This is a genomic window from Janthinobacterium sp. TND4EL3 (assembly GCF_900156175.1).
Taxonomy (GTDB): domain Bacteria; phylum Pseudomonadota; class Gammaproteobacteria; order Burkholderiales; family Burkholderiaceae_D; genus Janthinobacterium.
In genome coordinates this window covers 121,011-133,038 of sequence record NZ_FTMV01000013.1, presented here as the reverse complement: position 1 = coordinate 133,038, position 12,028 = coordinate 121,011, and the positions used below count along the sequence as shown (strand labels likewise).

Below are 12,028 nucleotides of genomic sequence, written 5' to 3'. Positions count from 1 at the left end.
ACGCCGGGCGTGCAGATGGCCAGCCCGCCTCTGCCATATACGGACGCTCGGTGCGGATTAATCGGGTATGCTCACGGGAGCTTATCAGATTTCTCTGAATGCAACAAAGCATCTCCCACCGTCCACTCAGCGAAGTCGCCCTATGCCGGATAGCAAATTACCCACCGTGCGCGCACCCCAGGTGCATACCTGCGGCGACCGGCGCCGCCTGGAATTCCAGCCGGGCATGATCCAGAGCGAAATGCTGCTGTCGCGCCCCGACCATCTGCTGCTGCGCTATGCGCGCGCCATGATGTGCTTTACCCTGTTCGTGCCCCGCCCGCGGCATATCCTGATGGTGGGCCTGGGCGGCGGCTCGCTGGCGAAGTTTTGCCACCGCCACCTGCCCGACACCCGCATCACCGTGCTGGAACTGCGCGCCGACGTGATCGCGCTGCGCGAACAATTCATGCTGCCGCCCGACGACGCGCGCCTGCGCGTCATCGAAACGGACGCCGTCAGCTATATCCGCCAGCATCCGGGCTGTGCCGACGTGCTGCTGCTCGACGGCTACGACGAGACGGGCTTGCCGCCCGCCCTGGGCAGCGCGCGCTTCTATGCCGACTGCCTGCGCACCCTGCTGCCGGGCGGCGTGCTCGTCGCCAACCTGTTCAGCTATGACGAGCACTACCCCGCCATGCTGGAGCGCCTGATGCTGACCTTCCGCGGCGCCGTCTGCAGCTTCGATGGCATCGCCGGCAACAACCGCATCCTCTTCGCCGCCAAGCCCGACCAGCTCGGTGCAGGCCGCGCCGTACGCGTCGTGCGCCTGGTGCGCTGGCGCCGTATTGCAGGGCTGACTTTCCTGAACCGGCTGTTGCCGGCATGGCAGCTGTGGCGTTTGCGTCGGCAATCAGGCGCACGCAGCAACCGATAGTCGTCCGCGACAGCCTTAGATATTGTTGCTTATTAGCAGCGATTTGGTGCAAAATCCGCATGATGGATGTGGTTTGTGACAAACTACGGCCTGCGCGGGCCGGCAGGTGCTGCCGAGCAATTGTGTCCATGAAGTGAGATAGGGAACCCCATGTTGCGTGGCCGCCTGCCATTGTCGATTTCCGCCGCGGCCGCATTGACCTTTGCTTGCGGCGTCAGCGTGACGGGCGTGCTGTTTGCCGCCATCAGCCAGCTCGAATACGACAAGATGAGCCTGAGCCTGCAGCAGCGCGCAGGCGCCAGGGTGGCGGCCATCGAACAGGGCCTCGACGATGCGGTGGAGGTGCTGACCACCACCAACCAGCTGTTTGCCGCCGTCGTACCCGTCACGCGCGAGCAATTCCACGACTTCACCACGCCGCTGCTGCAGCGCCACCCGTTCATCCAGGCCTTCAATTTTCACCGCCTCGTGCCGCATGCGCAGCGCGCCGCCTTCGAGGCCGAGCTGCGGCGCATCGTGCCCGACTATGCGATGACGGAAATGCGCGATGGCGTCATCCATCCCGTGGCCGAGCACGCGAACTACCTGATCGTCGATTATCTCGAACCGCTGCAGGGCAACCGCCCCGCCTTTGGCCTGAACGTGCGCCCGGACGGCTTGCTGGCCGGCGCCCTGGAACAGGCCATCATCAGCGGCCAGACCACGGCCACGGGCCTGCTGGCCCTGGCGCAGGGGCCGCAGCAGGGCTTCGTCATCCTGCGCCCCGTTTATCGCCACGGCGTGCCCCTGCAAACCGTCGCGCAACGGCGCGCGGCGCTGATCGGCGACACGGCGGCCGTCATCCGCGCCGGCGAACTGGTACAGAAGATCCTCGCCGGCGCCGACCTGCTGGGCGACCCGCAGCTGGAACTGAGCGTGTATGCGGACGCGGGCGCCGATCCCCGCCAACTGATCTTCCAGCACGGCCAGACGACGGTGGAAAACACGGCCGGCAACTGGCAATCGCTGCCCCGCTGGCTGCAATTTGCGTACCACAGCCGCTACGACAGCGCCTTCTCCGCCGCCGGGCGGCCCTGGCATGTGCGCGTCGACGCCCATCCGCGCCCCTTCCTCGCCGACCACCTCGGCTCGCTGTTCACCCTCATCATGGGTTTGCTGTTCAGTCTGCTGACGGCCGCCTTCGTGCAATCGCTGACGCAGCGTTCGCGCCGCGTGCAACTGCTGGTGGAGCAGCGCACCGCCGACCTCAAGCGCAGCAATGAACTGCTCAGCGCCGACGTGCGCGCGCGCCAGCGCACGGAGCGGGCGCTGCAGGAAAGCGAGAAGCGCTTCCGCCGCCTGCTGGCCCTGTCGTCGGACTGGTACTGGGAGCAGGACGTCAATTTCTGCTTCACCCACATCACCAGCGGCTTCACGGACAAGTCGAACATGCCGCTGGAACGCTTCATCGGCATGACGCGCTGGGACAACAACCCGGAGATGCGCAATTCGCGCTGGGGCAAGCAGCATATCGCCAACCTGGAAGCGCATTTGCCCTTTTCCAACCTCGAATACGCGATGCACGACCGCAATGGCCAGTTGCGCTGGTTCAGCGTCAATGGTGAACCGCTGTTCAACGAGCTGGGCGAGTTTCGCGGCTACCGGGGCACGGGCTCGGAAATCACGGAGCGCAAGCTGGCCGAGCAGCAAATCCAGCATATCGCCCACCACGACGTGCTGACGGGCCTGCCCAACCGCGCCCTGCTGCGCGACCGCCTGGCGCAGGCGATGGCCCTGTCGCGCCGCAAGAACCGCGCGCTGTGGGTGCTGTTGATCGACCTGGACCGCTTCAAGTTCGTCAACGACAGCCTGGGCCACAAGGCGGGCGACCTGCTGCTGAAAACCATCGCCACGCGCCTGCAGGCCAGCCTGCGCGAAAGCGATACGGTGGCGCGCCTGTCCGGCGACGAATTCGTCGCCATCCTGTGCGAACAGGCCGATGAAACCCTCAGCAGCGCCATCGTGCAGCGCGTGATGGATGCCGTGGCGCAGCCGGTATTACTCGATGGCAAGGAATTCTTCGTTACCTGCAGCATCGGCGTGGCCGTCTACGACATGTCGCGCTACGACGCTCCCGGCGACGTGACCCTCAATGGCGAGACGCAAAACCTGATCGAACAGGCGGACATCGCCATGTATTGCGCCAAGAAACAGGGCCGCAACAACATCAAGTTCTATACGACGGCCATGAACCAGGCCACGCTGGAGCGCCTGCGCATCGAAACGGCGCTGCGCAACGCCCTCGAACGCGAGCAGTTCGTGCTGCACTACCAGCCGCAGCTGGACCTGGCCAGCGGGCGCATCGTCGGCGTGGAGGCGCTGCTGCGCTGGCAGCATCCGGACCTGGGCATGGTGGCGCCGAACCGCTTCATCGCACTGGCCGAGGATACGGGCCTGATCGTGCCGATCGGCGCCTGGGTCATGCGCCAGGCCTGCGCCCAGGTCAAGGCCTGGCATCGGGAGGGGCTGGGCAATCTGCGCCTGGCCGTCAACCTGTCGGCGCGCCAGTTCAACGAGCCGAACCTGGTGGCCTCGATCGCCGCCGTGCTGCATGAAACGGACTTGCCGCCCGCCTGCCTGGAACTGGAACTGACGGAAAGCCTGTTCATGCACGACGTGGCGCTGGCCGTGAGCCAGCTGCACGACATGAAGGCGCTGGGCGTGCAGCTGTCGATCGACGATTTCGGCACCGGCTATTCCAGCTTCGCCTACCTGCGCACCTTCCCCATCGACGTGCTGAAGATCGACCGCAGCTTCATCAACGACGTGGCGCGCGACGCGGACGACGCGGCCATCGTCGTCTCCATCATCGCCCTGGCGCACAATCTGAAACTGCGCGTGGTGGCCGAAGGCGTGGAAACGGCCGAACAGCTGGACTACCTGCGCCAGCACGGCTGCGACGAGGCGCAAGGCTATTACTTCAGCCACCCGCTGCCCGCGCACGAGGTGGAACTGCTGCTGAGCAGCGCGCACGCGGCCGCGTGAGGTCAGGCCGGCGTGCTACTTCTTGTAGCGGAGCGAAAACCTGAACGGTACTACCATCGCACAGGGCTGGCCTGCGCAACGGCCAGGTGTAAACCGCAGAAGCATGAACATGGTCGCCGCCAGCTTGGCGGACTCGCTGTCCGGGCTTTTCAGCAGCGTGACATTCTGCACCACGCCTTGTTCATCGACAGCGACATTGACGTGCAAGTCGCCGGTAGCATCCCTGTACGAAATCAGGCCTTGCATTGCTCGCGATAATTCCAGCATGCCCTTTTCCAGATACGGTGGCGCATCGTCATCCTGCAAGACTGCATAGTGTCTTTTCACGAGTTGCTGCTGCTCCGGCGTCAACTGGGCGTATGACTTTTCCGGGGGGACGTCAAAGCCACCGGAGGCAATACCACGAATGTTCGAGCCGAGCGCCGCATTTTGTTCCTTGATGGTGTACTGCTTGCCTGCCACGGGCAACTCCGGCTGCGCCGTCAGGCGAAAGCTGCCATTGAAACGCCCCTTCCGCACCAATCCGTTGGGATACAAGAGCTCACCGTCACCCACCGGTTGTCCTTCGCGCCATTGCCCACGATAGGCGCCCCCCATAAAAAATGTCATGGTGCCGTGGCCTTCCGGACCGTCCTGCCAGCCGCCCTCATACTGATCGTCACCCGGAGAGCCAAACTTGACATTGCCTACTGGCTTGTCCCGCTCGAAATTGCCTTGCAATTTTGCCCCATTCTTAAAGATCACTACGGCAGGACCCTGCAGCAGGCCATCCTGGTAGTTCCCTTCATGCAAACTGCCGTCCGCCCACTGTGCAATGCCCGCGCCCTCAGGCAAGCCCTTGCTCAGCGTTCCTTCATAACGTTCCGTTGCCTTGCCGTCCTTGCTCCACTGCAAAGCACCAGGTCCGCTGGCATAGCCATCGTTGCAAGCGCCACTCCAGTAAGCTGCATGCCCGCTCACCCGCGCATGCTCGACAACGCGGCAGTCCGCCTTGCCCGCATAGATGATGTTAGCGGCACCGGCGCTGGACATGCATAACAAGCCGATCAGGGCAAAATTTTTGCGCATATTTTTTTGGCAATATTTTAAGTTTCAACATGCTAACATGCCTTTCATGGTAGAAAATACACACTTTCCCACGCGAAACACTGCAGCAGGCCGCTCTACCCGCCTCAGGTGTCGCATTGCATGCATTGCGCCCTCATGCCCGCGCCTACAGCTTCTGCTGCAAGAATTCGAGGAAACAGCTGATGCGCTGCGCCAGCTGCGTATTGCGGTAATACACGGCGTGGATCTGCTGGCGGTAGCCCGTGTAGAACGGTTCGAGCACCTTGACCAGACGGCCGGCGGCGATGTCGTCCTTCGTCATGAAATCGGACAGGCAGACGATGCCCTGGTCGTGCAGGGCCAGCTGGCGCAGGGTTTCGCCGCTGGAGGCGGCCAGCGCGGGCACGATCTGCAGGCTGTTGCCCGCTGCGTGGCGCAGCGGCCAGTTATTCCCCAGGTCGTACTGGGCAAAGCCCAGCAGCGCATGGCCGGCCAGCGCTTCCGGCGTGGCCGGTTCGCCGTGGCGCGCCAGGTAGGCGGGCGTGGCCAGCACATGCAGCGGGCTGGCAGTCAGGGCGCGCGCATGCAGGGTTGAATCGACCAGGGCGCCGATGCGGATGGCGATATCGGTGCGGTGCTCGAGCAGGTCGGCAATCTGGTCGTTGCTGGTCAGCTCAAGGCGGATGTCCGGATACATGGCGCGAAATTCGGCCACGTGGGGCACGACGCAGTGGAGCATGAAGGGCGAGGCGGCATCGACGGACAGCCGCCCGGCCGGCTTCTGGCGGCGGATGCGGATCGACTCTTCCACGTCCTCCATCGAGGCGAGGATGGCGCGCGCCTTGTCGAGGAACAGCTGCCCCTCTTCCGTCAGTTCCATGCGCCGCGTGGTGCGCGTCAGCAGCGACGTGGCCAGCTTGTCTTCCAGCCGGGACAGGGCGCGGCTGACGCCCGAGGTGGTTTGTCCCAGATGCACGGCGGCCGCGCTCAGGGTGCCGCTGTCGATGACGGTGACGAAGATTTTCAGGTCGTCCGAGTTGATATCCATTGTTGCCCTTATTTCACAGATCGGGGCATTATAATGGATTGCAGGCAATAGTCAGCGAGGGTGGCCCTGCTGCGCGCTACGTCAGGCAACGTAGAACAAAATGGCGATAAAATGGCAGCTGCTGCCGGCCAGCACGAACAGATGCCAGATGCCGTGGCCATGGCGCAGCTTGTGGTCGGTGGCGTAGAACGCGATGCCGCCCGTGTAGCAGAGGCCGCCCGCCACCAGCCACAGGAAACCGTTCCACTCGAGCGCGGCCAGCAGCGGCTTGATGCCGATGACGATCAGCCAGCCCATGGCCACGTAAATCACCAGCGACAGGATGCGCGCGCCTTTTGCGTACACATATTCCTGCACGATGCCGAACAGCGCGAGGCCCCAGACGACGCCGAACAGCGACCAGCCCCACGGCCCGCGCAGGGTCACCAGCATGAAGGGCGTGTACGTGCCCGCGATGAGCAGGTAGATGGCGCAATGGTCGAGCCGCTGCAGCACGGCCTTGGCCTTGCCGCGCACGCTATGGTACAGGGTGGACGTGAGATAGAGCGTGAGCAGCATGGCCGCATATACGCTGCAGCTGACGATTTTCCAGGGGTCGCCCGTGCGGGCCGCCGCGACGATCAGGATGACGCCGCCGATGGCCGCCAGGGCGGCGCCCACCGTATGGGAAATGCTGTTGAACCGTTCACCGTGGTACATGCCTGACCGCCCGCTGCGTTAAAAACAGGCTCATCGTACACGCTTGGGGAGATCGGGGTGCGCGGTTTGCGCAAGGCAAGGGCCGGAAAAGCCGGGGCGCATGCGATTGCCGCCCCGCTTGTTCCTGCTCGAACTATCAGGCAGCTTCCGCCTTCTTGCGCGCGGGACGGCGCGCCGGGGTCTTGCGCGGCGCCTTGGCCGGCTTGTCTTCCGCCACGACGGCCACTTCCACCGGCGCCGCCTCAATCACAGGCGCCGCTTCCGCCACGGCTTCAGCCGCCTTCTTGGCCGGCTTCTTCGCCGCTGCCGCCTTGCGGGCCGGCGTGCGCGGCTTGGCCTTCGGCTTCGCTTCGGCGGCCGCTTCCACAATCACTTCGGCGACTGGCTCCGGTACCGGCTCAGGTACCGGCGCCGCTTGCGCTACCTCAACGGCCTCGGCACGCGCTTCACGTGCGCCATCGCCATTCTTGCGGCCGCCACGGCCATTGCGGCGCGAACCGCGCTTGGCGTTGCCCTCTTCCGCCACGACCTCGACTGCGGCTTCGGCCACTTCGTGCACCACCTCGGGCTGCGGCGCCGGCGCATACTGCTCGATGACGGCGACGGACGTTTCCACATCGGCCACCGGCACGAAGGCCTGTGGCGCGGATTCGCCGCGGCGCTGCTCGTTCTGCTTGCGGCCGCCACGGCCATTGCGGCGCGAATCGCGGCGGCTGCCGCCCTCGCGGTGACTGCCCTCTTCCGCCGTCGCGACGGCTTCGCCGCCGGCGATCAGCGCGTCACTGGCGACTTCCCCGTTCACGGGCGCAGCGACAGGCACCAGGCCGCTGCTGCGGTAGACATAGGCGCCCGATTTCTCGTCGCGGCCAAATTCCAGCAAGCCGCGCGTCTGCGCTTCTTCCAGCAAGTTGCCGAAGGTGCGGAAGCCGTAATACGATTCGCTGAAATCCGGTTTGCGGCGCTTGATCGCTTCCTTCAGCATCGAAGCCCAGATCTTGCCGCTGTCGCCGCGCTCGGAGACCAGCGCGTCGAAGGTGGCGACGGCCATCTCGATCGCTTCCGTCTTGCGCGACTCGTATTTTTCCTTGCGGCGCACTTCTTCGTCGGGCGAGCGCTTGGCCGCCGGAGTTTCGCGCGCGTCGCGCTTGGCGGCCGTGCGGCGGCTCTCGCGCACCAGGTCGTCGTAGAAAATGAATTCGTCGCAGTTCGCCACGAGCAGGTCGGAGGTCGACTGCTTGACGCCCACGCCGATCACCTGCTTGGCGTTTTCGCGCAGTTTCGACACGAGCGGCGAAAAATCGGAATCGCCGCTGATGATGACGAAGGTGTTCACATGCGCCTTGGTGTAGCACAGGTCCAGTGCATCGACGACCAGGCGGATGTCGGCCGAATTCTTGCCGGACTGGCGCACGTGGGGAATTTCGATCAGTTCGAAGTTCGCCTCATGCATGGTGCCCTTGAAACTTTTATAACGGTCCCAGTCGCAATATGCCTTCTTGACAACAATACTGCCCTTGAGCAGCAAGCGTTCGAGGATGGGCTTGATATCGAATTTTTCGTAATTTGCATCTCGCACGCCGAGCGCGACGTTCTCGAAGTCGCAAAACACGGCCATGCTGAGGTTTTCTGGGGATGACGCCATAAGGGTGAATTCTCGCTGATGATAAGGGCGGACGGGAAGCGCAACGCCTCCCTTTTCGCCTAGTATATTCGCCCATCCCCCGTTTCGGCGACAACTATCGTGCGCGGCAGCTTATTGCGCACCGCCGACGGCGCCGGCGCCCGGCCAAACAACGCTTTCATCGACCGAATACAGCTGACACGGCAGGCTGCTCCAGCGCTGGCACGACGCCAGCGCGCGGACATCGGGACTTTCGCCCTCCTCGGCCCAGCCCCAGGCGCCGCTGGCCGACAAGGCAAAGGCCCGTGGCGCGTTTTTTTCCAGGAAGACGCGGTAGGCGGCGCGGCCCTGCTCTTCCAGATAGGGCACGGCGGCGATATCGCCCTGCGGCGCGAAATGCGTGTCGGGCGGCGACGGCGCATCGGGCACACTGTAGACCTGGCGCACCGGCATGCCGATTTTTTGCAGAAAGCGCTCGGTGGGCGGCAGCCAGACGGCCACGCCATCGCGGCTGCCCAGGGTCAGGTGGGCGTCGCGCTTGAACGGTCCATAGGCAAACAGCTCGCCCCTGCCGCCCGAACCGGCAAACGAGTGGAACAGGCGCTGCGCGAGCGCTGGCGCAAAATAGGAGTCGTTCGCGCCATACAGCCACAGGCTGGGGATGCGGCTGTAGGCGCCGAAGGTGGCGAAGGCCTTGGCCAGGGCCGACGGCCAGTCGCAGCCGGGCATGTCGACGCGCAGGCCGCCGGCGAAATTGAGCACGCCGCGCACGCCGGACAGCGCCCGGGTAGCCAGCGCCAGCGCCGCCATGCCGCCATACGATTGCCCCGCGACGACGATGCGCTCTGGATCGACCCAGCTCTGGCGCCGGGCATAGGCCAGCGCATCAAGCATATCGCGCGCCTGGCCCTGGGCATTGGCCAGCATGTCGCAGCCGAAATCGCGATAAGCGCCCGTGGATTGGGCAAATCCAGTGCGCATGGGCAGCATCACGGCATAGCCGCGGCGCACGAACTCGGTGGCCATATAGATGAAGCGCTCGCGCTGCTGCTGCCTTGCCGGCCCCGCCTGTTTGCCATGATTCATCAGCAACAGGGGAAACGGGCCGGGACCGGGGGGACGAAAGACCGTCGTTTGCAGTATTTCATGCATGCCGGCGCCGGCAGGCACCATGATGACCTGCTCGTTCAGGCGCGCATCGAGCGGCAATGGCACGCGCTGGGCTTGTGCGGGAAGGCAGAGCGAGCCGAGCAGCAAACTCGGCAACAACAGGCGGGCGACGCGGGCAATGGCGGACTCCTGATCAGGCGGAAGACTGAATCCCAGCAGTCTAGGCAGCGCCATGCGGCAGAACAATATCAAAAAGTTACGTTGAGTAACTATTTTTTTGAGAAACCAACAGACAGGAAAATTATTGCCTTACGCCAAGCACTTTCACTGCGCAAGGGAGTAAACTACTGGCATATTGAAGGAGTCATCATGTCCATATCCGCCCTCACCACCGGCACCTCGGGCCTGGTCGCCAACCAGCGCGCGCTGGACGTGGCCGCCAACAATATCGCCAATGCGAATACGCCAGGCTTCCAGCCGCAGCAAGCCCAGTTCCAGGAAGCCAGTCCGGCCGGCACGGGCGTCACGCTCTCCGTCGAAGGACGCAAGCTGGCCGTCAGCGGCGCCGATGCGACTGCGGCCAAGGCGGCGCAAAGCCGGCCGAACGGCGTGGGCCTCGCGTCCGAACTGACCGATAATCTCGTCTACAAGGCCGGTTTTAATTTATCGGCGAATGTCGTCAAGGCGGCCGACCAGGCACTGGGCAGCCTGATCGACGTCAAAAGCTGACGCAGCAGCTATCGCTTAGATAGCCTGCTTTTGCATTTCCAGCGCCAAGGGCGCCATCGCCGGCGTGATCAGCGCCAGCAGCCGTTCGGCCGGAATGCCGTCGCGCGCCTGCACCGACAGGCCGTGCAGCAAGGCCGCATAATAGTCGCCCAGCGCCTGCACGTCCGCCTCCTCCCTTAACTCTCCCGCCAGCTGCGCCGCGCGCAGGCGCTCGATGACGGCCTGCGTGCGCGCGCGGCGGTGCTGCGCCAGCCAGTCGGCGATGCCCGCGTTGTCCGCGCTCGTGTTGGTGGCGGCCGTGACCACCATGCAGCCTTGCGGCTGGCCGCTGCGCGTGTACAGCAGCACGGCTTCTTCCAGCATGCGCGCCACCGCGTCGCGCACATTCAGGCTGGCCGCCAGCGCGTGCACGGCAAACGCGCCTTCTCCCGTTTCATACAGCTCCACGGCTTCGCGGAACAGCTGCTCCTTCGAGCCGAACGCCGCATAGATGCGCGCCGAGGCGATGCCCAGCGCCGCCACCAGGTCGGCCATCGATACGCCTTCGTAGCCGCGCGTCCAGAACGCGTCGCGCGCTTTTGCCAGCGCCAGCGCGCGGTCAAATTCCCTCGGTCTTCCTGCCATGTCTACCCTCTTTTCACAAACTGGCGGCCAGTATAACGCCTGGCACCCGCGGCGCGTTCGCCATTTATTTTGCATCACGGGCTTGACCGCGCCAAGAATTTCACCTATTCTTTGTCGATCGACAAACAATAGGAGCCGATATGAAAACCATCCAAGGACCCAGCCTGCACCTGGCACAATTCGCCGCCGACACGGCGCCCTTCAACACCCTGCCCGCCATCGCCGAGTGGGCGGCAGGCATGGGCTTCAAGGCCCTGCAGATTCCCGCCTGGGATGCGCGCCTGTTCGACGTGGCGCAAGCGGCGCACAGCCAGCAGTACTGCGACGACCTCGTTGCCATGCTGGCAGGCCATGGCCTCGTCATCAGCGAACTGACGACGCACATCCTCGGCCAGTTGGTGGCCGTGCACCCGGCCTACGACGCGCTGTGCGACAGCTTCGCCCCGGCACACCTGCACGGCCAGCCGGCCGCGCGCACCGAGTGGGCCATCGAACAGCTCAAGCTGGCGGCCATGGCGTCGAAACGCCTGGGCCTGACCGACATGGGCACGTTCTCCGGCTCGTTCGCCTGGCCCTACCTGTTCCCATTCCCGCAGCGCCCGCCCGGCCTGATCGAGGCGGCCTTCGACGAACTGGCACGCCGCTGGCTGCCCATCCTCGACGTGTGCGAGGAACAGGGCGTCAACCTGTGCTACGAAATCCACCCGAGCGAAGACCTGCATGACGGCATCAGCTTCGAGATGTTTTACGAGCGGGTAGGCCGCCACCCGCGCTGCAAGATGCTGTTCGATCCCAGCCACTTCGTGCTGCAGCAGCTGAACTACCTGGAATTCATCGATATCTACAAGGACCACATCCGCATGTTCCATGTGAAGGATGCGGAATTCAATCCGACGGGGCGGCAAGGCATCTACGGCGGCTACCAGTCGTGGGAAAACCGGGCCGGGCGCTTCCGCTCGCTGGGCGATGGCCAGGTCGACTTCAAGGCGATTTTTTCGAAGATGGCGCAGAACGACTACGCGGGCTGGGCGACGCTGGAATGGGAATGCTGCCTGAAGGACCAGGAAGTGGGCGCGCGCGAAGGCGTGGCCTTCATCAATGCCCACATCATTCCCGTGACCGACAAGATCTTCGACGACTTCGCCGGCGCCCCCGTCAGCGCGCAACAGATCCAACAATTGCTGGGCATCCAGCATCACTAATCAAGGAT

10 protein-coding genes are annotated in these 12,028 nt (G+C 64.3%); 4 read left to right on the top strand and 6 right to left on the bottom strand.

The window, feature by feature from the left end:
• The first annotated feature begins 142 nt into the window (after window positions 1–142).
• Window positions 143–916 (top strand): spermine/spermidine synthase domain-containing protein, encoded by a 774-nt coding sequence (locus tag BXA07_RS19860; protein ID WP_076570161.1) that lies wholly within the window; start codon window positions 143–145, stop codon window positions 914–916.
• A gap of 150 nt (window positions 917–1,066) precedes the next feature.
• Window positions 1,067–3,940, top strand: coding sequence for a bifunctional diguanylate cyclase/phosphodiesterase (locus BXA07_RS19855; RefSeq protein ID WP_076570159.1), 2,874 nt, complete (start codon window positions 1,067–1,069; stop codon window positions 3,938–3,940).
• Between the two features lie 15 nt (window positions 3,941–3,955).
• Here BXA07_RS19855 and BXA07_RS19850 read toward each other — a convergent pair whose 3' ends face one another.
• The 5 genes from BXA07_RS19850 to BXA07_RS19830 all read right to left on the bottom strand — a co-directional run bounded on the left by BXA07_RS19850 (window position 3,956) and on the right by BXA07_RS19830 (window position 9,699).
• Window positions 3,956–5,008 carry a hypothetical protein gene (locus BXA07_RS19850; protein WP_076570157.1) on the bottom strand — a complete coding sequence of 351 codons (1,053 nt, stop codon included), beginning with the start codon at window positions 5,006–5,008 and terminating at the stop codon, window positions 3,956–3,958.
• 145 nt (window positions 5,009–5,153) lie between these two features.
• Window positions 5,154–6,035: a LysR family transcriptional regulator gene (locus tag BXA07_RS19845; RefSeq protein WP_076570155.1), complete on the bottom strand. Its 882-nt coding sequence runs from the start codon at window positions 6,033–6,035 to the stop codon at window positions 5,154–5,156.
• 81 nt (window positions 6,036–6,116) lie between these two features.
• Window positions 6,117–6,734: a PAQR family membrane homeostasis protein TrhA gene (locus BXA07_RS19840; protein WP_070222989.1), complete on the bottom strand. Its 618-nt coding sequence runs from the start codon at window positions 6,732–6,734 to the stop codon at window positions 6,117–6,119.
• 136 nt (window positions 6,735–6,870) lie between these two features.
• Window positions 6,871–8,376 (bottom strand): NYN domain-containing protein, encoded by a 1,506-nt coding sequence (locus BXA07_RS19835; RefSeq protein ID WP_076570153.1) that lies wholly within the window; start codon window positions 8,374–8,376, stop codon window positions 6,871–6,873.
• Window positions 8,377–8,487: 111 nt separating this feature from the next.
• Window positions 8,488–9,699 carry a dienelactone hydrolase family protein gene (locus BXA07_RS19830; RefSeq protein WP_244556342.1) on the bottom strand — a complete coding sequence of 404 codons (1,212 nt, stop codon included), beginning with the start codon at window positions 9,697–9,699 and terminating at the stop codon, window positions 8,488–8,490.
• A 135-nt stretch (window positions 9,700–9,834) separates the two neighbouring features.
• Between BXA07_RS19830 and BXA07_RS19825 the strand changes: the two genes are divergently transcribed.
• Complete coding sequence (locus BXA07_RS19825; RefSeq protein ID WP_076570151.1) at window positions 9,835–10,194, top strand: flagellar basal body protein; 360 nt, start codon at window positions 9,835–9,837, stop codon at window positions 10,192–10,194.
• Between the two features lie 15 nt (window positions 10,195–10,209).
• On the opposite strand, the gene BXA07_RS19820 is transcribed toward BXA07_RS19825, so the two are convergent.
• Window positions 10,210–10,818: a TetR/AcrR family transcriptional regulator gene (locus BXA07_RS19820; RefSeq protein WP_076570149.1), complete on the bottom strand. Its 609-nt coding sequence runs from the start codon at window positions 10,816–10,818 to the stop codon at window positions 10,210–10,212.
• A gap of 140 nt (window positions 10,819–10,958) precedes the next feature.
• Between BXA07_RS19820 and BXA07_RS19815 the strand changes: the two genes are divergently transcribed.
• Window positions 10,959–12,020 carry a sugar phosphate isomerase/epimerase family protein gene (locus BXA07_RS19815; RefSeq protein WP_076570147.1) on the top strand — a complete coding sequence of 354 codons (1,062 nt, stop codon included), beginning with the start codon at window positions 10,959–10,961 and terminating at the stop codon, window positions 12,018–12,020.
• Window positions 12,021–12,028: the final 8 nt, after the last annotated feature.